At 56.4% G+C, this 23,310-nt stretch carries 17 protein-coding genes and 2 tRNA genes; 2 read left to right on the forward strand and 17 right to left on the reverse strand.

Going from position 1 to position 23,310, the window contains the following annotated elements:
- Positions 1-145: 145 nt before the first annotated feature.
- The 4 genes from QZR17_RS03285 to QZR17_RS03300 are packed head-to-tail and all read right to left on the reverse strand — an operon-like array spanning position 146 to position 4,267.
- On the reverse strand, positions 146-1,282 hold the full coding sequence (locus QZR17_RS03285; protein ID WP_297127616.1) for a DNA polymerase III subunit delta': 1,137 nt from the start codon (positions 1,280-1,282) through the stop codon (positions 146-148).
- A gap of 7 nt (positions 1,283-1,289) precedes the next feature.
- The gene (locus QZR17_RS03290; protein ID WP_296158908.1) at positions 1,290-2,324 is read right to left on the reverse strand and encodes a dihydroorotate dehydrogenase-like protein; all 1,035 of its coding nucleotides are present in this window, start codon (positions 2,322-2,324) and stop codon (positions 1,290-1,292) included.
- Positions 2,325-2,380: 56 nt separating this feature from the next.
- Positions 2,381-3,298 carry a M48 family metallopeptidase gene (locus QZR17_RS03295; protein ID WP_297127617.1) on the reverse strand — a complete coding sequence of 306 codons (918 nt, stop codon included), beginning with the start codon at positions 3,296-3,298 and terminating at the stop codon, positions 2,381-2,383.
- Between the two features lie 57 nt (positions 3,299-3,355).
- A complete protein-coding gene (locus QZR17_RS03300) occupies positions 3,356-4,267 on the reverse strand; it encodes a 1-acyl-sn-glycerol-3-phosphate acyltransferase (protein ID WP_297127619.1) in 912 nt (303 codons plus the stop codon).
- A 178-nt stretch (positions 4,268-4,445) separates the two neighbouring features.
- Between QZR17_RS03300 and QZR17_RS03305 the strand changes: the two genes are divergently transcribed.
- A complete protein-coding gene (locus QZR17_RS03305; RefSeq protein WP_296158911.1) occupies positions 4,446-5,519 on the forward strand; it encodes a tyrosine-protein phosphatase in 1,074 nt (357 codons plus the stop codon).
- Between the two features lie 109 nt (positions 5,520-5,628).
- Here QZR17_RS03305 and QZR17_RS03310 read toward each other — a convergent pair whose 3' ends face one another.
- From QZR17_RS03310 to QZR17_RS03370, 13 genes are all read right to left on the reverse strand, one after another.
- Positions 5,629-5,829: a winged helix-turn-helix domain-containing protein gene (locus tag QZR17_RS03310; protein WP_296158913.1), complete on the reverse strand. Its 201-nt coding sequence runs from the start codon at positions 5,827-5,829 to the stop codon at positions 5,629-5,631.
- Positions 5,830-6,599: 770 nt separating this feature from the next.
- The gene (gene nifJ, locus QZR17_RS03315; RefSeq protein ID WP_297127621.1) at positions 6,600-10,217 is read right to left on the reverse strand and encodes a pyruvate:ferredoxin (flavodoxin) oxidoreductase; all 3,618 of its coding nucleotides are present in this window, start codon (positions 10,215-10,217) and stop codon (positions 6,600-6,602) included.
- 53 nt (positions 10,218-10,270) lie between these two features.
- Positions 10,271-11,428, reverse strand: coding sequence for an AAA family ATPase (locus tag QZR17_RS03320; RefSeq protein WP_297127623.1), 1,158 nt, complete (start codon positions 11,426-11,428; stop codon positions 10,271-10,273).
- Between the two features lie 209 nt (positions 11,429-11,637).
- Positions 11,638-12,198, reverse strand: a complete 561-nt coding sequence (cobC, locus tag QZR17_RS03325) for an alpha-ribazole phosphatase family protein (RefSeq protein WP_297127625.1) — start codon at positions 12,196-12,198, stop codon at positions 11,638-11,640.
- Entirely contained in the window at positions 12,198-12,959 is a 762-nt protein-coding gene (gene cobS / locus QZR17_RS03330) for an adenosylcobinamide-GDP ribazoletransferase (protein ID WP_297127627.1), read from the reverse strand. The genes cobC and cobS overlap by 1 nt, the downstream gene beginning before the upstream one ends.
- A complete protein-coding gene (gene cobT, locus QZR17_RS03335; protein WP_297127629.1) occupies positions 12,943-13,989 on the reverse strand; it encodes a nicotinate-nucleotide--dimethylbenzimidazole phosphoribosyltransferase in 1,047 nt (348 codons plus the stop codon). The genes cobS and cobT overlap by 17 nt, the downstream gene beginning before the upstream one ends.
- Before the next feature lie 3 nt (positions 13,990-13,992).
- The gene (locus QZR17_RS03340) at positions 13,993-14,505 is read right to left on the reverse strand and encodes a bifunctional adenosylcobinamide kinase/adenosylcobinamide-phosphate guanylyltransferase (RefSeq protein WP_297127631.1); all 513 of its coding nucleotides are present in this window, start codon (positions 14,503-14,505) and stop codon (positions 13,993-13,995) included.
- A 3-nt stretch (positions 14,506-14,508) separates the two neighbouring features.
- Positions 14,509-14,883: a DUF2007 domain-containing protein gene (locus tag QZR17_RS03345; RefSeq protein WP_297127633.1), complete on the reverse strand. Its 375-nt coding sequence runs from the start codon at positions 14,881-14,883 to the stop codon at positions 14,509-14,511.
- Positions 14,884-15,026: 143 nt separating this feature from the next.
- Positions 15,027-16,136 (reverse strand): hypothetical protein, encoded by a 1,110-nt coding sequence (locus tag QZR17_RS03350; RefSeq protein ID WP_297127635.1) that lies wholly within the window; start codon positions 16,134-16,136, stop codon positions 15,027-15,029.
- An 86-nt stretch (positions 16,137-16,222) separates the two neighbouring features.
- Positions 16,223-16,300 (reverse strand) — tRNA-Val (locus tag QZR17_RS03355).
- 26 nt (positions 16,301-16,326) lie between these two features.
- A tRNA-Val gene (locus QZR17_RS03360) sits at positions 16,327-16,401 on the reverse strand.
- A 150-nt stretch (positions 16,402-16,551) separates the two neighbouring features.
- Positions 16,552-18,570 (reverse strand): SusD/RagB family nutrient-binding outer membrane lipoprotein, encoded by a 2,019-nt coding sequence (locus QZR17_RS03365; protein WP_297127637.1) that lies wholly within the window; start codon positions 18,568-18,570, stop codon positions 16,552-16,554.
- Positions 18,571-18,587: 17 nt separating this feature from the next.
- A complete protein-coding gene (locus QZR17_RS03370; protein ID WP_297127639.1) occupies positions 18,588-21,716 on the reverse strand; it encodes a SusC/RagA family TonB-linked outer membrane protein in 3,129 nt (1,042 codons plus the stop codon).
- Positions 21,717-21,985: 269 nt separating this feature from the next.
- On the opposite strand from QZR17_RS03370, the gene QZR17_RS03375 reads away from it, so the two are divergent.
- Positions 21,986-23,200: a hypothetical protein gene (locus QZR17_RS03375; RefSeq protein WP_297127641.1), complete on the forward strand. Its 1,215-nt coding sequence runs from the start codon at positions 21,986-21,988 to the stop codon at positions 23,198-23,200.
- Positions 23,201-23,310 lie beyond the last annotated feature (110 nt).

The following is a 23,310-nucleotide window of genomic DNA, read 5'->3' on the forward strand; positions in this document are numbered from 1 at the left end:
TCTCCACTCCCTAAGACCTTTGCGATAGACCAAAGCTAAGAGATATAGCTATCAGGACCTCTCCCGAGGTCTCCATAAACGAACTAAGGGACCGATGCGGTGTGTGATCCGCATCGGTCCCTTAGCTTGGATTTTACCCCACCCCTTACCTCTTCGGGATCAGCATCGCCATCGCCACGAGTAGGTCAAAAAAGACGATCTTGATGGATGCATTTTGCATCAGCTCCCTCCGTGCTGCCGAGAGATCCTCCATCAGCGGGGGGTAGGAGCTCAGGGGGACGGCAGTGGCAACGCTCCGGATCCTGTCGCGAATGGCAAGCCTGGTGTAGACGATCTCCTCCGTCCCGTAGCTCAGTGCCAGCATCTCCCTGAGGATCCGGTCCGTCGCATCGATTAGCGAGATCACCTCAGGACGACTCAGGGTGGCTGCCTGGTCGGCAAACTCTCGGTAGGCCCTTGGGGTCCGCTTCATCGCTGTCTCCATAAGCCCAAGTGCTAGGTCGATCGCCCTATCCTGCGCCTTGCCCTCAAGAAGTCGCATGGCACGCAGGAGGTTGCCCCGTGCGAGGTGACCTGCCTCATACGCCTGCTCGGGAGAGGCACCACACTCGCTGACGAGATAGTCCACGAGACAGGTCTCCTCGATCGGTGGGACATCGATCCGCTGGAAGCGACTCAGGATCGTCTCGAGTAGCCTCGAGGGATCGTGAGAGACGGCGAGGAAGATGACCCCCACCGGGGGCTCCTCGAGGAGCTTGAGCAACTTATTGGCCGTGTCCTCCCGCATCGTCTCCGGCTGCCATATGAGGACCACCTGATGGGTGCTCTTGAAGGAGCGAAGTGACGTGATGTGGATCAGGTGATCAGCCTCTGAGACAAAGATATGTGGCTGCTTATTCCCTCCCCTGAGGAGAGTCCTCCAGTCCTCCGGACCAAACCGCCGCTGCTCCCTGAGGAGCGTGGCAAAGTCCTCCCGGAGATCCTCCGAGGTGACCTCGCGGAAGTCTCCCTTGATCACCGGATAGCAGAGGTAGAGGTCGGGGTGCTCCCAGAGATCCATCTGCCGGCAGGACTCGCAGTGCCCACAAGCATCCGCCCCGGTCTGCTCACACAGTATGTGACGAGCAAAGGCTATCGCTAGGGGGAGTGCCTCACCACCCTCATCTCCGCAGAAGAGGAGGGCGTGCGGTATCGCATCTCTCAGCCGGATCGAGGAGAGCTGATCTATCAGCGAGGGGTCGGCAAGAGTAGCCGCATAGTCCGGGAGGAGATGGTCGGCCATATCGGGATCAGCCTCTCGGACGCTCTACTGCCCCACTGAAGGTATTGGTGGGATGAGCAGACTCGGGAGAGTCGAAGTACTTCATAAACTGAGAGCGTGCGAGGAAATTGGCCTTATCTACCTGCTTGGCAGCCAGGCGACCGGTCATCTCAGTGATGCTCTCATACTTATGCTCCTCCATCCAGCTCTTCACCTCGTCAAGAGACTCGGTGATGGCCTGCTCCTTTTTCCCATAGAGGATGGATGCCATCTGGATGGCGTTGGCACCGGCAAGGACTCCCTTGACGACGTCTTTGCCATTTCGCGCTCCGGAGGAGATAGAGATGGAGAGACCGGGAACGGCTCCCTGGACCAGTGCCGTGAAGCGAAGACCGTCGTAGAAGTCACTCGGGCTGCTGAAGACCGGTCCGGCAGAGAGACACTCAGCCGTCAGGTCCACATCGGGCATGTAAGACCTATTGAAGAGGACCACACCATCGGCCCCGACCATATGGAGGTCAGCGCAGAGGCGGATGAGGTTGCTGTAGTACTTGGAGATCTTGACGACCAAGGGCTTCTTGTACCCCGACTCCCGCAGCGTGGTGACCACCCTGAGGATGGCGCGCTCCGGCTCACCATAGTCCTGCGTCCGGTCTGTCTCTATGCGCATAACGTTGAGCTCAAGGCCATCGGCACCGGCATCAGAGAGACTCTTGGCATAGTCCACCCATCCCTCAGAGCTGGAGCAATTGACGCTGGCAAATACGGGGATGTCGACCGCTCTCTTGACGTCGCGCACCAGCTGCTCATGCTGGCGCATAGAGTGCTCCTCGGAGTACTCCCTGATGTAATTGTACGCCTCGGGGAAGTCATGAGACTGGGTATAGGTGTCGTCTGCCTCGCTCTGGATCTGCTCCTCAAAGATAGACTTGAGGATGACCGCACCGGCGCCTGCGTCGGCAAAGGCCTTGATCTTATCGACAGATGCGGTTAGACTGGAGCTTGCAGCGATGATGGGACTTTTCAGCTTTAGCCCGGCATAGGTGGTGGTTAGATCAACCATGGTATTGCTTGATTATCGTGATGAAATATAGACTGATGAAAATGCAGATCACCGGATTAGTAGTGGGTGATGATTGGCACATTGCCCTGACCCTTGGACTTCTTATTATTATCGGAGATCTTTTTGGAGGTTGAGGGGGCGGCAGCGGGGACCACTTTGCCCCCATTGCGCATAAAAGCCTCGACTCTCGGGATCTCCTCACGGATCGCCCGGATGCGGTTTAGGTCATTGGGGTGAGAGCTGATCACCTCGCTCTGATTGCCCCCTCCGCTGCGGCTGGCCATCTTGACCCAGAGATTGGGCGCATTGTGGTAGTCGTAGCCTGCAAGTGCCATGAGGTAGAGACCGATCTGGTCAGCCTCGTACTCCTGCTTGCGCGAGTAGGGAAGCTCGAAGATAAGCTTTCCTCCCACATTATATAGGATATTGCCGATCACCTGGGCGCCCGCCGAGCTGCCGGAGAGGATCTGCCCCAGCGCCTGACCTCCATACTGGCGGAGGATCGCCTGGGAGAGTCGCTCATTGGAGTGCTTGGCGACTGCGTGAGCCACCTCGTGAGCGATCACCGTGGCGAGCTCATCGTCAGTCTGTGCGACAGGGAGGATGCCCTCGTAGACGACGATCTTGCCGCCCGGCATACAGAAGGCATTGACTTGATTGGAGGCGATGAGATTAAACTCCCACCGGAAGTAGCGGATGTCCTCCGTATGCCCGATAGAGCGGAGGTACCGCTCAGTGGCTGAGGCGATGCGCTTTCCCATCTCGCGGGTACGCTGTGTCTGAGCCATGTCACGGCTCTTGGGTGCCTGGGAGATGAAGGATCGGTACTGCTGCTCACTGATGGCGACGACCTGGGCATCGGAGACGAGATTGATCTGACGCCGTCCGGTGAGCGGTACTAGCGAGCAACCGCTCACCAAGAGCGCGGTCATCAGGGTCGCCAGGAGGAGCCTATGGGGAAGGATTATTTTCATTGTATATGGACTTACTGATTTACTCCTTCAAAGATACACAATTATCGCCTTGTGCTGTCAGCCCTTTCGGTCGATCAGCACCGCCTTTGCCCCCACCTGAGGCTGATACATGGCTCGCGGGAGGAGGCTCATACTTCGCTCGATGAGATAGGTGCCGTAGCTCCTGAGATCGGGTAGCTGCTCCGTCTCCGAGGGGAGGATCGGCTTGCCGATGTAGACATCTATCACTTCGCCCTTCTTATTGAGGATCTCACGCGGGAGCATCAGGTCGCTGACGACGGGGATGTGGTTTTTCATGTAATAGAAAAGCCCGGAATTGTGCCCATCAAACATAATCGGGAATATCGGTCTCGATGCCCGCCTAAGGATCCGGAGACTGGAGTTTTTCCACGGACTCTCCACCGGAAGCCCCCGCCTGAGTGAGAAGCGCCCCACCCCGCCGGCGGGGAAGAGGCCAAAGGGGTATCCCGCCTGAAACTCGCGGGCAAGCGCCCTAAGGCTCTTGACATTTACACTCGGGTCGTGGACATAGCGAGGATTGCTCTCCCGATTGGGCACCACAGGCACCCACATTTGCTCAAGAGAAGAGATGTGTGAGAGGACGGAATTGACCAGCACCTTGTAGTCCGGGCGTATGTGTCCCACGATGTCCACAAGGATCAGCCCATCGATGCCTCCAAAGGGGTGATTGGAGACAGTGAGGAACTGCCCCTCCCGCATTAGCTCGAGATTCTCCTCGCCGTGCACCCTATACGTGACGTCCACCAAGGGGTGTCGTAGCGCTGCACTGGCGTACTCGGGGCCGCTGAGGTGACAGAGGTCGGCATTGAGCCGGTTGATGGAGTTGACGCCAAGGATCCGCATGAGCCAGCGCCCGACACCACGGCCCACACCGGTCCGGAAAAATGGAACCATCTCCCCCAGATCCTCAATCGAGAGGACGTCGTTGCGCATGTCGTCTCTACTCATTGGTCAGCACATGATAGACATAATTGCACAAACCTAACAGAATATTATCACAACTCGCTAACATGAAAGGGGAAAATGGTCAAACCGCTGTCAAAGAAACTGAAATAAAGATAATTCCTATCCTGGTATCACTCCTTTGAGTAGATTTGTCTGCAAGCAATCACGAAGAAAACCTCAGATGCGTCACCTTAATATCCTGCCGCTCCTCATTGCTCTAACGACCTGCCTGAGCCTCACCTCGTGCGCTAGGAAGGCTTACTACGATATCAGCACCGGTGCCGATGTCGCTGATAGTGGCAACTATGTCGTGCGGTGGCAGGTCCGGCCCGGGATGAGAGGGGAAGTAGCCATCTATGCCTCCGATGATGCCGGCAGCTACCCGGTAGAGCCGACCAAGGTGGAGCCGATAGGCAAGGAGTGGGCCACATTCGCCACAGATGGGACAGTCTACTCGAGGCACTACTTCCTCCTCGTCTTTGACGACCGAGAGATGAGGGTCGCCGGTATGAGGGTGATACCGACAGAGGGCTTTGCCAACCTCCGTGACGCTGGTGGATATATGACCGACGAGGGGTACCAGATGCGATGGGGGCGACTTTACCGTGGCGGGCGCTACAGAGGGCTTACGCCGAGGGACAGCCTCGTGATCGGGTCCCTGGGGCTGAAGCACAATATCGTCCTCAGCGATGCCTACTCCTTCGTCTACCTCACCAATGGCATAGGGAATGTCGTCCAAAAGGACTTCGCCGCCAATACCCCGATCGACTACAAGTCCGTCCTGAAGCGGATCGATGAGGGAGATATGAGTAAGGAGGGGGTGATCCTCTTTATCCACGATACCTTCAATAGCTTAGCGTACGAGAATCCTGAGCAGCTCTCTGCCGCACTCCACTACCTCCTCGACCCCGATCACTACCCTGTGATGATCAGCGATGAGTGGGGAAAAGATCGAGCCGCCTTCCTGACTATGCTGGTCCAGTATAGCTTAGGTGTCTCCCGGTCGGACATCCTCTCGGACTACCTCCTGAGCAACGCCCTCCTGTCGGTGGAGAAGCTGGCGCCACAGGGCTTCCACGCCACGCCGGGGCGACAGGAGGCTCTGAGTGAGTTTTTCCGATGCCGACCAAGCGACCTCCTCTCGATCATAACCGACATCGAGAATAAGTACGGCACCATCGGTAACTACATGGATCAGGTGCTGGACTTCGATGAGAGCGACCGCATCAGGTTGAGGGAGCTCCTCCTCTACTAAGGGCAAGGGACAAAACAAGAGGGACACCCTATCACGTGCAGCGATAGGGTGTCCCTTGTGTATGTCTATCCCGACCTCCTTAGGCGCGATGCCGGGGTCGCAGAGGGGATTACTTAAGGCGTACAGTGATCGGTGAGATCTCCTCAAAGGTGAGCTTATCCTCCCTCGCCAGCCAGCCGAGCGCAATGTGGACATCCCTCAGGGTGCCGATCTTCGTAGCACTCTTGATATCCTTATCGGTCATCGCCTTCTTGCTCTTGCGGAGCACCTCCCACACGAGACCGGCATTGGTACCGATCAGCTCTGTCATTTCATCCATAATTCGTCTGTTACACTTTAGTTACTAAGTCATTATACATCTTTTGATGCGCTAAAGATACCACAATTTCCAGAGTATGCCACAAGCCACCCGCCCCCTCAAAGGGTGACGCATTGGGGCGTTACAGCTAAGAAGCGGCTCCCCCTGCAAGGTGCGATCCCTCTGACCGGTTAGTCTCCTGATGCTCCTACATACCGAGGGGCGGAGCTTCAGAGGGATCATCGCTCCTTCGCCAGACATCGAGACACGAGGTGGCGAAGACCGCAGGAGACGCAATTTTGGTTTAGAGGAGACACGGGGAGACACGGAGAGACTCTGTGAGACAACCCCTCCCGGCTGGGGGGCTATATTTGCACCGCTGAAGCCTCTGGACAAGTGAGGTGATCGTCGCTCAGCCGAGGTGCTGGGGGCAGTCTCCGCTTCTCCTTCTACGTGCATTCTACGTCCTCTATAGGGTATTTCGCGCCGTAGGAAGGGGATCTTAGGAGCGCACTTTGATAGGGCTGATGGTGCTGACCGCAAAGGTCGATTCGTCTATGCACCCTCTCAATGAGCTGAATGGTTTTCTGTATCACTCAGTACCCCTCCCCCCTCCACTCCCCAATCAGTTCGCCGAAGGGGGGACTAAAGCACCGGCAGTACTCTCATATGACGGGGATGGATCAAAAAAAAAGCTCAGGCTGAGGGGCAGTGAAGCCGATCAGCCTGAGCTAGTCTATTTAGATGGAGACGGTGGCTAGACCGTCAGGTGTGCGGGAGGATTACATCCACTTACCGGGCTCCTCCTCTACCTTCTTCTCCACCTCAGAGGGAGCCTCAGCGACATCCTCCTCGGGTCTTGAGAAGTCCATGGCGAGATACCTCTGGTACTTGGTGTAGCGGTACTTGGCATCCTCGAGAGCAGCAGCGTAGAGCGCCTCGGCGTCCTCGGGGAAGAGCTTCTCGAGAGAGCGGTAGCGCACCTCACCCATGATGAAGTCGTGGAAGAGATCCCACTGCGGCTCCTTGGAGTCAAATTGGAAGGGATTCTTGCCCTGCTCCTCCAGACGGGGGTCGTAGCGCCAGAGCTGCCAGTAGCCACACTCAACGGCGCGTCTCTCCTCATCTTGGGTCTTACCCATACCGGCACGGAGACCATGATTGATACAGGGGCAGTAGGCGATGATCAGTGAGGGACCATCAAACTCCTCAGCCTCGCGGATCGCCTTGAGCGCCTGAGCCTGGTTGGCTCCCATAGCGATCTGAGCGACGTAGACATAGCCGTAGCCGGCAGTCATCATGCCGAGGTCCTTCTTGCGGAAGCGGCGACCATTGGCAGAGAACTGTGCCACAGCGGCACGCGGGGTAGACTTGGAGCTCTGACCACCGGTATTAGAGTAAACCTCCGTATCGATGACGAGGACATTGACGTCCGGTGCCTGTGCCAGCACGTGGTCGAGACCACCATAGCCGATATCGTAAGCCCAGCCGTCACCACCGATGATCCAGTGAGACTTCTTGGTGATGTAGTGACGGAGATCGTCGATGAGACGACCACCCTCGGTAGCATCATTCTCTACCAAAGCACGGATCTCATCGGAGAGCTCACGGCAAGCCTTGGCATCGTCGTACTTCTCGATCCACTCCTTGAGGAGCTCCTTAGTCTTCTCCTGACCGATCTCGATCTTACCATCGACGACATCCTGCGCGATGGTGAGGAGGCGCTCGCGGAGCTTCTTATTGGCGAGGTACATACCATAGCCATACTCTGCATTGTCCTCAAAGAGGGAATTGGCCCACGCAGGACCGTGACCCTTCTCATTGGTCGTGTAGGGCGTCTCAGGAGCAGATGCGGAGTAGATAGAGGAGCAGCCGGTGGTATTGGCAACAACCTGACGATCACCATAGAGCTGAGAGATCAGCTTGACGTAGGGCGTCTCACCGCAGCCGGAGCAGGCACCGGAGAACTCAAAGAGAGGCTGAGCGAACTGAGAATTCTTCACGCTCTTGCTGACATCAACGAGGTGAGCCTTATTGGTCACCTTCTGAGCAGAGTAGAGCCACAGCGGATCCTGCTCCTCCTGGGTGTGAAGCAGCTCCATGGTGAGTGCCTTCTCGCCCTTCTTGCCGGGGCAGACATCAGCACAGTTACCGCAGCCGAGACAGTCGAGGACGTCGACCTGGATGCGGAAGCCCATACCCTTAAACTCCTTACCGATAGCAGGCTTGGTCACGTAGCCCTCGGGAGCATTCTCCATCTCCTTCTCATCGAGGATGAAGGGGCGGATGGTAGCGTGAGGACAGACGTAGGCACACTGGTTACACTGGATACAATTCTCCTCGTGCCACATCGGGACATTGACAGCGACACCGGGACGCATCACGCGGGTGGTCCCGGGCTGCCAAGTACCGTCCTCAAGGCCGGTGAAGACACTTACAGGCAGGTCATCACCCTCCTGAGCGTGCATCTTCTTAACGATGGCGGAGACGAAAGGCGTGTCGTACTCGTACTCCTGCTCTGCATCGTCAGCGCAGTCTGCCCACTCAGCGGGCACGGGTACCTCGATGACATCAGCACCGGCATCGACGGCCTGATAGTTCATATTGACGATCTTCTCGCCCTTGTGTCCGTAGCTCTTGACGATGAATTTCTTCATCTGCTCGACTGCGAGATCGTAGGGGATGACGTTGGCGATCTTGAAGAATGCGGACTGGAGGATCGTATTAGTGCGGTTGCCGAGACCGATCTCAGAGGCGATCTTGGTCGCGTTGATGATGTAGAGGTGGCAACCGTTCTGTGCGAGGTATCTCTTGAGACGACCGGGGAGGTTCTCACCCAGATCCTCCGGCTCCCAGATGGAGTTGAGGAGGAGTGAGCCACCCTTGCGGAGACCCTTCGTGATATTGAAGCGGTGCAGGTATGCCGGCTCGTGGCAGGCTACGAAGTGGGGGTGATTGACGTAGTAAGTGGAGCGGATGGGGCTGTCACCGAAGCGGAGGTGAGAGCAGGTAAAGCCTCCGGACTTACGAGAGTCGTACTCAAAGTAAGCCTGGCAGTACTTGTTTGTATTCTCACCGATGATCTTGACAGAGTTCTTATTGGCACCCACGGTACCATCAGATCCACGACCATAGAACTTCGCCTCAAAGGCATCCGTAGCCACGTCGAAGTGGTCTGTGAGCGGAAGTGAGGTGAAGGTGACGTCATCCACGATACCGAGGGTGAAGTGATCCTTCGGCATCTTCATGCGGAGGTTCTCAAAGACAGCAGCAAACTGCTCCGGGGTCACGTCCTTAGAGGAGAGACCATAGCGACCACCGACAACTATCGGGTGCTCCTCCATACCATAGAGAGCGTTCTTTACATCAAGGTAAAGGGGCTCACCAGCGCTACCGGGCTCCTTGGTACGGTCAAGGACAGCAACATGCTTCACGGTCTTGGGCATTGCCTCGAGGAAGTGCTCCACGCTGAAGGGGCGGAAGAGGTGGACCTTGATCATACCGACCTTGCGACCCTCGGCATTGAGCTTGTCGATCACCTCCTCAGCGGTCTCACAGGCAGAGCCCATGCAGATCACGATATCCTCAGCATCCTCAGCGCCGTAGTAGTCGAAGAGGCGGTAGTGACGACCGGTGATCTTGCCCAGCTCGTCCATATAGTGCTGTACGGTCTCAGGGACGGCGTTGTAGAAGGGATTGGATGCCTCACGCTCCTGGAAGTAGATATCACCATTCTGCGCCGTACCACGGGTCACCGGTGCATCAGGGGTGAGCGCGCGGTGACGGAACTCCTTGATCGCCTCGAGGTCAACGAGGGGACGGAGGTCCTCCATATCGATCTCCTCGATCTTCTGGATCTCGTGAGAGGTGCGGAAGCCGTCGAAGAAATGGAGGAAGGGCACACGTCCGTGGATTGCAGAGAGGTGCGCTACAGCGGCCATATCCTGAGCCTCCTGCACGGAGTTGCTGCAGAGCATAGCGAAGCCGGTAGCACGGCAGGCCATCACGTCCTGGTGATCACCAAAGATCGAGAGGGCATGGCCGGCGATGGCACGTGCAGCGATGTGGAAGACACCGGGGAGGAGTTCGCCGGAGATCTTGTACATATTAGGGATCATCAGGAGGAGACCCTGAGACGCAGTAAAGGTGGTCGTCAGTGCACCAGCCTGCAGAGAGCCGTGGACAGTACCGGCGGCACCGGCCTCACTCTGCATCTCCTGGACACGGACGGTGTCGCCGAAGAGGTTTTTACGCCCATTGGCTGCCCACTTGTCCACAACCTCTGCCATCGTAGAGGAGGGAGTGATGGGGTAGATGGCGGCCAGCTCCGAGAACATATACGCGATATGCGACGTAGCGGTGTTGCCATCACAGGTCATGAATTTCTTTTCTTTACTCATATATAAGTATACTAAAGCGTGAAGTAATTTAGTTCTTCTTTTCTCTTAAAGGGTCAATAGAGGAAGCCGAAGAGCCAGATCGGCAGACAGTTGTCATGCCCCACCAGCAGGTTGCTGAAGGTGTAGGTCACATCGCTCTTGAAGCGACTCGTCTTACCATCGACGCAGGCAAAGAGATGCTCTCCGTCGACGATAAAGTCCGCACCGGGCTTCTCGGGGACGTTGACTTGATAGCCGGCGTTCTCAAATTGTGAGAGGAGGAAAGTCTTGAGTCGCATACAGGTGGACTGCCGATGCGGATACATCACCCCGGCGATATTGGTGTCGTTGGGGAAGATCTGATCGGGCTTTTTAGGGTACTCGTTGCCCTCCTTATAGATCGTGCGGATCAGCTCCGCATCGTCGAGATACTTGAGGTAATTGGCTATGGTGGCTCGGCTGGCTCCGATACTGCGAGCAAAGCGGGTCACGTTGGCAGTAGGCTTATCTTGCGTGCAGATCTGGAAGAGCAGCTCCCGCATCTTGGGCAGGTAAGAGATATCGACCTGATGGACGTAGACCACATCCACCTCCAGCATCATATTGATATTCTTCGTCAGCTTGGCCGAGGAGAGTGGATTGTCCTCCACGGGCGGATAGTAGCCCTCGGTGAGGTAGAGTTCAAAGTCCTCCTTCGGCTTCACTTGGTTCATCACCTCAGCAGCGATCTCCTCGTGCCGCTCCATCAGGTCCTTGAGCGGGTACGCCTTGAGGTGGAGACCATACTTTATATTGAGGTACTGGCGGAAGGAGAAGCCCTGGAGACTGATGATCCGCACCCTACCCTGCAGCTCCGGTCCCAGCTCCTCCTCGGTCACGACGCTCGAGGTACTGAAGATCACCCGCAGGTTGGGCATATCCATATAGATCCGGTAGAGATCGTCTCGCCACTTAGCGTACTTGTAGATCTGATCCACAAGGAGAATCTTGCCCCCCTCTTCCTGGTAAAACTTCCTCGCAAAGTCGTAGAGCGAGTGTCCCGCAAAGAAGAGGTAATTCATCGTCACATACTGGATCTGATCGGGCCGTGCGGTGATATTGCGGACAGCATAGGTAAGCAGGAAGATCGTCTTGCCTATGCCGCGCGCACCGCGCACAGCGACCAGACGATCCGATGAGCTGATACTACTGATCAGGGACTTGCGGTCGCTCTCCTGATGTGCAGTCAGCATCCGATTGTATATCTTCCTAAAGCTCTGCATGCTAAAACGTCGTGACGGCCTCCCCGATTAAGAAGGGATACCTCCCGAAGTCATCCGAAGTGTGATGGTGGCTTCGATGGTTCAAAAGTAGGAAGAATAATCCAATTTTGCAAACCTTGTGTTACAATTACAGGAAGAAAGTTTGCTCTTTTGTGCTGGCCACCTATCATAATCATAGGCTAACCCGGCGGCTCCTCCCACCAGACGCCATCGGCAGAGCGAACGAGGTGAACCACCTCTCCATAGGCGATCTTGCGAGCGAAGGACTCATCGATCGAGTAGCCGAGGAGACGGACGAGGAAGATCCGTATCACCCCCGCGTGCGTCACCAGCACCGGTGGGCGATCGTAGTCCGGGAGGTAGTCGATGAAGTCCTGCACCCGTCGGGTCATCCCGGGGTACGACTCACCGGCGGGCGGGGCACTATGCTTGTAGTCGGCAAACCACGCCTTGCTCTCCTTTCGCTCATAGACCGACTGCCAGGGGACCAGCTCCCACTTCCCAAAGGCCAGCTCTGTGAGCCGGGCATCGATGGTGATCGTGTCGGCGAGCTCCTTTGCCAAGAGTCGGCAGCGCTTGAGCGGACTGCTGTAGACACGCCCATAGCCTGTACCCTCGAGGGTAGCGACCACCGCGGCAGCCTCCTGCGGGAAAGTCTCCGCCACCGAGACATCGGCTCTGCCGTAGCAGATGCCACTCGGTGCGGCGGTATGCGTATGGCGGACAAGGTAGAGCTCCATCACGCCAGCCGCTCCACGGCGAGGAGGGCGATGAGACAGCCCATCTCGCACATCTGCTCAAGCGCCCCGAGCACATCCCCCGTGTAGCCTCCGATACGCGCCTTACTGAGTCGGTGGACAAAGAGGAGCAGCAGGATATAGACCCCCACCACAGCAAGGGCCTGCACCCACCCGAGTGCCAGCAACGCCACGAGGCCGGTGGCGATCCCTACCGCAATGGAGCCGTCAGAGGTGACGTAAGACTCTCGGCTGAGCTTACTATTCTCCCGCCGGGCATAGACAGAGAAGTGCATCATCAGCAGCGGCACCGACCGCGCACTGCAGCACATCACCACCATCGCCGGGATCGGACCGGTGAGTGCAGAGAGACAGCAGACCTTCAGCAGCAGCTGCATCACCGTGCCGATCATGCCAAAGGCTCCGGCGTGACTGTCCTTCATAATCTCCAGCACCCGCTCTCTGCTCGTCCCGCCACCAAATCCGTCTAAGAAGTCGGAGAACCCGTCCTCATGGAAGGCTCCCGTCACTATAATCATCGTGGAGAGCGCCAGCACGGACGAGACAGAAGGAGGTAGCTGGAGGAGGAAAAAGGCTAGCGCATAGACCGCGGCCCCACACCCTCCGATGAGAGCCCCCACGAGGGGCATATAGCGAGCCGCCTCATGGGCCGTCTCCGCATCGAAGTGTACCTGTCCCACCGGAAGGCGGGTGTAGCACATCACCGCCGCCTTCAGGAGATTCCACTCACTCCTCAGCCCCATGGCGATAGATACTATCGGGATTGTCCTCGTAGCAATTCTCCAGCTGTCGATCGTCAAAGGAGGCCATCTCATTGAGGAAAGCGATGGCCGACTGGATGATCGGATAGGCGACCACAGCACCGGTACCCTCACCCAGTCGCATACCGAGCCGGAGGATCGGCTCCCCACCGAGGTAGTCAAGCAGCAGCCGATGCCCACCCTCATCGGAGACATGGCCGTAGAGGACGCACTCCTTAGTGCCGGGGGCAAGGGCCTCTGCAGCGATGACGGCCGCCGTAGATATGAAGCCGTCACAGAGGATCACCATCCGCAGCCGTGCCGCCTCGATCATCCCACCGACCATCATCGCTATCTCGTACCCACCATAGGTAGCGAGGATCTCGAGTGGCGTCTTAGGGTGATGAGCCTCCACAGCTCGCTTGAGTGTCTGGTACTTATGCTCTAGAGGGGCATCGTCAAGGCCGGTACCACGCCCCACGAGCCGGTCAAGTGGGATGCCAGAGTAAAGGTGAGCCAGCACAGCGGAGGAGGAGGTATTGCCGATCCCCATCTCACCGAAGCCGATCACATTGCAGTCCCTATAGTACTCCTCCCGCACGCAGGCGGCCCCGATCTCGAGCGCTCTCCGGCACTCCTCAATCGTCATCGCCGGCTCGTAGAGGAAATTTCGCGTCCCGTACCCTACCTTTCGCGGCTCCACGCCATACTCCTCGGGGAAGTCTCGATCCACGCCGGCATCGATGACGCGGAGGTGGAAGTGGTGCTGCCGACAGAAGACGGTGATCGCCGCATTTCCTCTCTGGAAGGTGCAGCCACACCTGTAGGTGAAGTCCTTAGGCGAGAGACTCACCCGCTCATCCACTATCCCGTGATCGCCACAGAAGAGGAGGAGTGCCGGTCGTCTCAGCTCCGGCGTAAGTGTGTCCTGGATCAGGCAGACCTGACGAGCTATCGTCTCAAGCTGTCCAAGCGAACCGATGATCTTCGATCGCGTGTCGATCTTGTGCTGTATTTCTTCTACTGTTACCATATACTACTTTAGTCTCATGGCTATACCTGAAACCATAAAGAAAGCCTCATCGGCTGATGCGGCTATATGCTGATTGACCCACCCCTGGAGGTCGACAAAGTGACGCGCACTCTCCGAGGAAGCGTGGAGCCCCATACCGAGCTCATTGGAGACGACGATGAGGGTCATCTCCCGAGCGATGAAGCGATCCCACTCCGCCGTGGCAGCCCTGAGGGTCTCGTCCATATCGTAGCCATGCTCGTCGTAGAGATTAGTGAGCCAGAGGGTGACGCAGTCCATCAGCACCACCCGCCCCGTGAGGTCGTGGTCGCTCAGGCGAAGCGGCTCCTCCACCGTCGTCCACTGCTCCCCGCGGTCCCGCCGGTGACGCTCCACCCGCCGCGCAAAGTCCTCATCCATGATCCGTGCCGTGGCGAGGTAGATCGGACGATCGGATAGAGACTCTGCCAGCGACTGCGCATAATGACTCTTACCGGAGCGAGCTCCTCCGGTAACATAGATAATCCTATGCTCCATCGGTCAGAGGTAGTTCATTATGGCGATGAGGATAAGGAGAAGCGCCATCAGCCCGGTGATCAGCCAAAATTGCTTGGAGGCGCTCCGACTCTTCCTACTCTTCCCCACGGTATAGACGCTGTCGGACTGATCCGCTGCCGGCAGATAGCCCGCCTCCCGGAGGATGCGAAGCGCTCTCTCCTCCTCCATCGCTGGGACCATGAGCGAGACGCCACCGGTCAAGCCCTGCACCCGCCCGAAGACCTGTGTCCCCGTCTCTCCGGAGATGGACACCATGATATTCTCTGACTGGAGAAGCGTCTCCGCCAACCGTACCTCCTCAAGGTTGAGGGAGTTAAAGACCTCCACAAAGGTCTCCCTCTGATTATCCCTTTCCATAATAGTCACTCTGTCTCTTGCGTACGGAGACCATCTCCATACTTTACAAAGGTCGCTTTTTTCCCCCGCCGAGCCAAGTCTCGTCAGTCGAGCAAAAAGGCACCACCCACGTCAAGGAAAAAAACTACTGCGCCCCTCGTAAGTCACTTCTGCCCCATAAAACGATCTTCCCGCAGTTGCTCCAGCCGCTTGCGGGCATAGAGGACCCTCGGGGAGGGCTTTCGTCCGGGATCACTCCGCAGCTCAAGGTACGTCTCCAGAGCCTTCATCTCGGCAGCGTCATCTCCTAGCTCCCTATACGTCAGAGACTGCCTGTATGGGATGTCCGGCAGGTCGGGGGCAAAGCGACCGAGGTCTCTGAGATGGCGGAGTGAGGAGCGATATGCCCCTCGGAGGAAATCCGTCTCTGCCATCAGGTCGTGGTAGCTCTTGAGTACCTGGATCCGCAGTGGGGTCCGCTCCATGAGGGAGTCCACCTTGGCGAGGTAGAGTGCTGACTCGGTCGGCTCCTTCTGCTGTACATAAATGGTAGCGAGGTCGATCATCGGGAAGGGATTGGCCTCCTCGGAGATCTTTATTGCCTCCTTCAGCACCGGGATCGCCTGCGTGAGGGAGTCCTGCTGCATGAGCGACTGACCGTGGTAGTAGACCGTATTCATGCTCCTATCCCCGGCATGGTAGAGGGTGTCAAAGTCGGCATAGGCCTCATCGTAGTAGCCGGCACCATAACTGACTGCTGCACGACGCTGCCTCACGGGGCGGTTGTCAGGATACTCGTAGAGGAAATTATTCATCATCGTCAGACCGAGGAAACCGACTCCCTGCTGCTCATAGAGATCGGAGAGGCGGAGGACATTGACGATATTATACGGGGAGAGCTCCTTGATCTCCTCACGGACAGTGATGGCGGAGTCCGGCTGCTGCATACTCTCGTAGATCCCCGCCAGCAGTTGCTTGTCGATCACGGAGCCCTCCTCCGTCGCCAGAGGCAGGATCAGTGCCTTCGCCTCCTCGTATCGGGCAAAGGAGGTGAGGACGCGGGTCTCCTGACGGAGCATCACGGGGCTCTTGAGGCTGTCGGGGCGACTCTCCAGCAGCTCCAGAGCGCGGTAGTACAGCCCCTCATCGATCAGTCGCTGCACCTCCGACTCGGATAAGTCAGTCTGAGCTACCGCCATCAGCGGCATCGCACACAGAAGCAGCCAAAGCAGTGCCTTGCGATGGATAATGTGCCGGATCACTAAGTTCTCCATACGGTATTCCTTTTATCATAATTCTTCCCTCGGCACAAGATACAAAAAGAACCGCTACCAAGTCTCTCGACTCGATAGCGGCACGATGGTGGACCCTGTAGGATTCGAACCTACGACCCTCTGTTTGTAAGACAGACGCTCTAAACCAACTGAGCTAAGGATCCGGTAATGGAATATTTCTGAAAAGCAGTGGACCCTGTAGGATTCGAACCTACGACCCTCTGTTTGTAAGACAGACGCTCTAAACCAACTGAGCTAAGGATCCGAGTGCACCCGACCGGCTCCTCTCCAGCCGAATGCTCCGCAAAGGTACGAAATTTTATGGATCTCGCAACCCCCCCACCCCGCTAAGACAAGGAGAGGGGCTGTGTCCCCGGTGCTCCGACGACACAGCCCCTCTTGGACTCAAGTATGCTTACTTCTTGTACGCAGCCCACCAAAGTGGTGTGCCCACCTCATCAGGACCACCAAGCACGGAAAGGGCATCAGCGTAGTCCTTCGGAGAGTTATTCTTCAGCGAAGATGGGAATATGAGGCGCTGCGGGAAGAACTCCCATCGGCTCTCCTTACAATTCTCCTTCGTCAGAGCCGGCAGGTTGGTAATTGTCTTCTCGACCATTGGATTCTCAAAGAACGGCAGACCAAGTCTCCGCTGGTCAGACCACGCCTCGAGAGGAAGCCACGGCACCTGGGCGATGTATTTCTGAGTGATGATCTTTGTCAGGTGGTCGTTGCTCACGGTCCCATCCTTGTAGAGCCCGTTACTCGGGTAGTGGTACTCATAGCTCTCCTCCTTACCGGTGAGACCATTAAGATAGCGCTTGGTGACCGGCTGCGGCTCAGCTGTGTGATCCCATGCCACAGAGGTCCCCACTCTATTGTAGGACTGTGAGGCGAGGTATTGATCCAGGTACTTGGAGATGCCCGCATCGGGGAAGCACTTGTCGAAGTAGCCAAAGCTCTCCCGGATACCTCTCTCATAGGCCTCCTTGCCGTTCATCGGCACCTGCCATCCGCGTACTGCAGCTTCAGCGATGAGGAAGTAGCTCTCCCAGGGTCCGTAGAAGACACGTCTCATGGAGCTATTGCGGAAGTCAAGCACAAGGGTAGGCGTGTTGCCACGGAAGAATGCCACCTTATTCAGAGCACCCTTATCGCCCCAGTCTCCGGCAACGGGAGCATTCCAGGTAAAGGCGGAGTTGATCACCGCAACGGTGTCAGGCTTAGAGCTTCCCTCGACCTTCTTCTCGAGTGCTCTCCGGGTGACGGAGGCCACATTGCTCCAGCTTGGATACTTGCAGAAGTGGGGATTATTGAGATCACCGGGGATGCCGTATGCCACGTATGCCCTCGGATCCATCGTGTTATTGAACCCATCGTTCCAAAATCCAGCAGAGGGATCGTTGGTCATCGTAGGGAAGTGATCCGGCCAGCGTACTCCCATCCAGTCGGGAGCATTAAACTTCACCTTGATCGGCTCGGGAGGCGTGACGCCTCCTTTCTTCTGCTCCGCCTCATTGAGGATCGGTACGGCTGAGCGGACATAAGCTCCGATCTGCTCCTCGGAGGTGATACCCCCCAGACCGGTGTACAGGTTATTGAGGGTGGCAGAGAGATACTGCGAATTCCACTCACGAGTCATCACTCCGGTGAGGGCATCCCATCCGGGACGCTCCTGAACAGAGAAGATCTCATCAAGGGAGGAGATATACCCCTCTTTGACCGCTGCCTCAAAGTGCTTACGTGCCAACTCCGGATCAGCATTGACGACACGCATGGCGAGACGCATCCGGAGAGAGTTACCATACTTCTTCCACTTGGCAAAGTCGTACCCGTATGCCGGGTCCAGCTTGGAAGTGGCTTCGGGGACAGCCGGCGACAGAGCCAGGTCCCTCGTGGACTCCTCGATCTCCTTGAGGAGGAAGTTGTACACCTCCTCCACGGTATTAAACGTCACCTCCTCTCCCTGAAATCCATTGAGCGGCATGGGACCAAAGTTGTCTGCAAACTCACTCATAAGGTAGACACGCCAGATACGAGCCACCTCGTAGAGATTCTTGCTGTAAGGCTGCAGCGATCCCTCGGCCTCCTTTTGCTGGTACAGGGAAATGGCCTCATTGATGGAGCTCAGCCAACTGGTGACGTATCCGAAGTAATTATCGGTCCATCCATCGTCGGTGTAATACTCAGAGAGCGAGCCAATCCTATCCGTATGGGCGGCGTCCTTCCAATAGAGTACAAAAGACCGCTCGGCCACCTCGGGATTCATCTGAGCAGAGATGATGGAGTTATTGATAAAATACTCGATCTGCACCAAGTCGGTGCCGGCCTCGTACTGACTCCTATTGATCTCGTCGAAGTCACTACACCCGGAGAGGGTCAGACCGATCGAGAGCCCGGCAGCCAGCGTCAGACCTATAATATTCTTATTCATATCTGTACGCATTGCCATTAGAAGTTGACAGAAAGATTGACGTAGAAGGAGCGTGTCGTCGGAGGAGCCATAGCCTCGAGTCCGACAGCATTGGAGCCGGTCGCATAGACCGACTCAGGATCGATGCCATTCATCTTGCTGTAGATCATCCAGAGATTATTTGCCGATACACCTATGCGGGCACCCTGGACTGCCGTATCCTCGATCCAGGAAGCGGGTAAGGTGTAGTCGAGCGAGAGATTACGCAGACGGACATTAGTCGCATCGAAGAGGTTGTCCTCCGTGATGCCGACATTACCCGTAGCTATCTTAGTCCAGTAATCCTGGGTGGTCACCTTGACGTCATTGGGGACGTAGGAGTTGCCCTCCTTGCGGACTCCGTCGTACACAAAGTCACCACGCTCACCATCCTCACCGAGGGTCAGTGCGGAGCGACCGTTGACTTTGAGGAGGTAGTTGGTAAAGGAGAAGATCTTGCCCCCAAATCGTCCGTCGATTTGGAAGCTCAGAGATAGATTTTTGTACCTCAGTGTATTAGTCAAGCCCAGGAGGAAGTCCGGCTGCTGATTGCCGAGATAGTACTGTCCCGGAGCTGCAGTCGGGATACCGTCCTTATTGACGATCACCTTACCATTATAGGGGCTATCGGGATCCTCCACACGGGCAAACTTGCTGCCGTAAATGACACCATAGCGCTCTCCTGTAGCTGCGAGGACGGAGATATTATCAAAGGCTCCGAGGCTATACTGGCTTACACCCTCGGCGAGCTCCCTCACTGTATTGACATTCTTGGAGACATTGGCCGTGAGGCTCCAGGTGAAGTCCTCAGTCAACACGGGAGTGGCACCGAGCATCAGCTCAAATCCCTGATTCTCGATATCGCCGGCATTGATCTTCCGGTACTTATACCCCTGTAGTCCATTGATCGGGATATTGAGCAGCTGATTGACCGCATTGGACTTATAGTAAGCTAGGTCAAAAGTCAGTCGACTATCAAAGAAACGACCCTCGAGACCGACCTCCCAGGAGTTGATCAGCTCATTGCGTACGCTTGGGTCATAGAGTACGTCTTTCTTGGAGGCGATGATATTCCCATTGGGATCCCGATTGATCCCATAGGTATTGTACAGCTGATAGGGACCCATATCATTACCCACAGAGGCATAGGAGGCCCTCAGCTTTGCAAAGGTGAGCCAGTCCAGGTCTCCCTCCGCAGCATTGCGTATGAGGTCCGATAGGACGACGGACGAGCTTACCGAGGGGTAGAAGAAGGAGCGATTCTCCTTGCTCAGCGTGGAGCTCCAGTCGTTACGACCGGTAAGGTCGAGATAGACAAACCCACCGTAATTGACCTGAAAAGTCCCATAGAAGGAGTTGATCTTGTGCTTATTGATGTTCTCATCAAGAGCGGGGTTGCTGGTGCTATTATTCACACTGAAGAGATCAGGCACCGCCAGCTCGCCGATCGTCACACCGACGCTTGAGAAGTCTCTCGACATAAGATTGCCACCAAAGGTCCCATGGAAACCGAAGTCCCCAAGCACCTCGTCCTTACCCGCTGTGAAGAGGAAGCTCAGATTGGTCTCACTGAAGACATCCTTATGGACGGAGTAGGAGCCATTGGGCTTGATAGGGCCCTTTGACCACATCTTTTCGTCCCGATTAGTGGTGTACATATCCGCTCCTCCACGAAGCTCAAGAGACAGCCAGTCGGTAAAGCTATACTTCACGGAGCCATTAAGGAGGAAGCGATCCCTCACGTCATCATTGTTATAGTATCGCGTAGCCCAGTAAGGATTGAGACCGCTGGAGGGATTGTACCAAATATGGCGACCGTACTCATCCACTGCAGCCGAGAGGGAGGTAATATCCACATTGCCCGGCATAGAGAGCAGCGTACTGAAGTAATTGTCATTCCTATTACCGCTGATGGGGCGATTATGCACATCAGTGCGGATATACTGTACCTTAGCATCGACGGTCCATGCATCGCGCTCTCCAAAGGTGGAGACGAAGCGAGTAATCATATTGAGTCGATTCAGCTTAGACTCCGGGGTCATATCTCTATTGTACGCATGAGTGATCGAGGCATAGACCGAGGAGCCCTTACCGACTGAGCGGGAGAGAGCGATTGAGTTCTGAGTATTGATCCCGGTGCGGAGGAAGGCATCGATGTTGTCGAAGTAGCGCAGGGGCTCCTTCTTACCATTCCACTGTTCGACCTCTGTGCCGTCCAACTTTGGACCCCAGCTGGAGCCGCTCTCCTTATCAAAGACGCCATACGATCCTTGTCCGTACAGCTTCTGTACCTTAGGAGTCATAAAGATCGTCTCAAATCCGGTGGAGGAATTGACACTTATCCCGAGGCCCTTCTGTGCCATTCCGGTCTTCGTGGTGATCAGGATCACGCCATTACCGGCGCGGGAACCGTAGAGGGCGGCGGCGCTGGCACCCTTGAGGACGGACATGGAGGCGATGTCATTGGGATTGAGGTCGCCAAGTCCATTACCCATATCGAGGGAGGGGTTCCAGAAGTCGTTATTAGAGGCACCGGTGAAGTTATCCATCGGCACTCCGTCGACGACGATGAGTGGCTGATTGTCGCCGGTCAGTGAGTTATTGCCTCGGAGGACAATCTTGGAGGATCCGGCTATACCGCCACCTCCCTTGACGACCTGCAGTCCCGCCACCTTACCTGCGAGAGAGTTGGTGACGTTGGTCTCGCGTCCCTTGAGGAGGTCTTCCCCCTTGACCTCTTGCAGGGCATAGCCGAGAGAGCGCTTCTCACGCTTGATGCCGAGAGCGGTCACTACCACCTCACCAAGGAGCTCTGCATCCTCATGCAGCACAATGGTGATCTGCTTGCGACCTGACACCGGCACCTCCTCGGTGCGCATGCCGATGTACGAGACGATCAGCGTGCCATTGGAGGGCACGGCGGAGAGCTTGAAGTGTCCATCAATGTCAGATGAGGCACCATTCTTGGCATCGCCCGACACTTTGATGATGGCACCCATAATAGGCTCACCATCCACATCTGTGATCTGTCCGGTCACGTCTATGGTCTGAGCCCTGAGCCCCACAAGGGAGAGTAGCATAAGGGCTAAGGTGAGCCACACCTTTCGATTGGTAAGAGTGTGAATCATAAGTTGTAAGTAAAAAGAATGAAATATTATCCGTAGACTTCCTCATCCAAAAACGAATGGGATACTCTTCTTAGCAAAGATAGCTATTTTAGTAATCATAATAGCTGTTGCCCCGACTTAACAGTCGCTACCAAGCTGCCGTCCTTTCATCATTAGTTAGAGTCTGCCGGAGAGACAGAAAGAGGGAAAAGTGGTACATTAGCGGGCAGAAAGCTTTTGTATACTCGCAGAAGCACCACTTACCACTCACTTACCACTCACTTAAGACCATGAAGAAATCGCTTATCATTGCGCTCACAGTGGCGCTCCTCACCTCCCTGTCAGCCCTCTCTTACGCCTGTACCACAGCCGTCTTCTCAGGCAAGTCGACCCTGACCGGTCGCCCGATGCTTTGGAAGGTGCGGGACACCGACTTTTACCACAACTATGTCTCTCGCCATCAGTCCCCCAAGGGCTGGTGGTACATCGGCATCTCCAACGTCGAGGACAAGAAGGGCGAGCAGATCTGGAGCGGACACAACGAGCGGGGCTTCGGGATCATGAATAGCGCCTCCTTCAATGTCAATAAGGACGACCCCGCCTCCATTGCCGACCGAGAGGGCTATGTGATGCGCCGAGCGCTGGAGGAGTGCGAGACACTCAAGGACTTTGAGCAGCTCCTCGATGCTATGGTCAAGCCGATGGGCCTGGCCGCACACTTTGGCGTCATCGATGCCCACGGCGGGGCTGCGATCTACGAGGTCAATAACTACACGTGGACGAAAGAGGATGCCAATACTGCACCCGGGGGATACATCGTCCGCTCCAATTACTCTGAGACCGGTGAGCAGGACCGCGGCCTTGGCTACGTGCGTGCCTGCTCAGCGAGAGAGCTGCTCTCCGAGCTGGATGGTCCGGTGACGATCGACTACATCACCAATACTCTCTCCCGCTCCCTCTACAACTCTCAACTGGGGATCGATTATGGGACCGAGTATCTGAGGCACGATGGCTTCGCCAAGGGCTTCATCCTCACCGATGACCTGATGGCACGCTACGACTCCGCCTCCGTCACGATCACTGAGGGTGTCTCTCCGGGTGAGGACCCGACCGATGCCACCTCCTGGATACAGGTGGGGCAGCCCTACATCTGCCCGCTGGTGCCGGTATGGGCTTGGGCGAAAGTGCCCGCTGAGCTTGCCCTCCCTCAGGAGGAGGACCCAATGGGCACGGTAGCTGAGCTGGTGCTAGAGATCAAGAAGGAGCTCTTCCCACTCCATACCGTGGAGCAGACTCGCTACCTCTACATCCCGGTGATCATCAATAAGCAGGGCACCGGGCTGATGCAGCGCATACAGTCTCTCGAGCAGGAGGCACTCCCCGCCATCCGCACCGCCAAGAGCCCGGAGGAGCGCGAGAGGCTCACCGGAGCCTACTTAGAGCGCTGCACCGCCCTACTCCGCTCGACACTCGAGGCAAATCCCGCGCCTAAGACGAGTAGGTAACGATTCGCTCACAAGTGGAGCAAATGCTTTTGTCAAGGGGCTGGCAAGAGACCTTCAATAGCTCTTTTTGGGGGCTCAAAGATAGGCAAAACAATAAGCAAGTGGGGCTG

It is taken from the genome of uncultured Porphyromonas sp. (assembly GCF_900541275.1).
Taxonomy (GTDB): domain Bacteria; phylum Bacteroidota; class Bacteroidia; order Bacteroidales; family Porphyromonadaceae; genus Porphyromonas_A.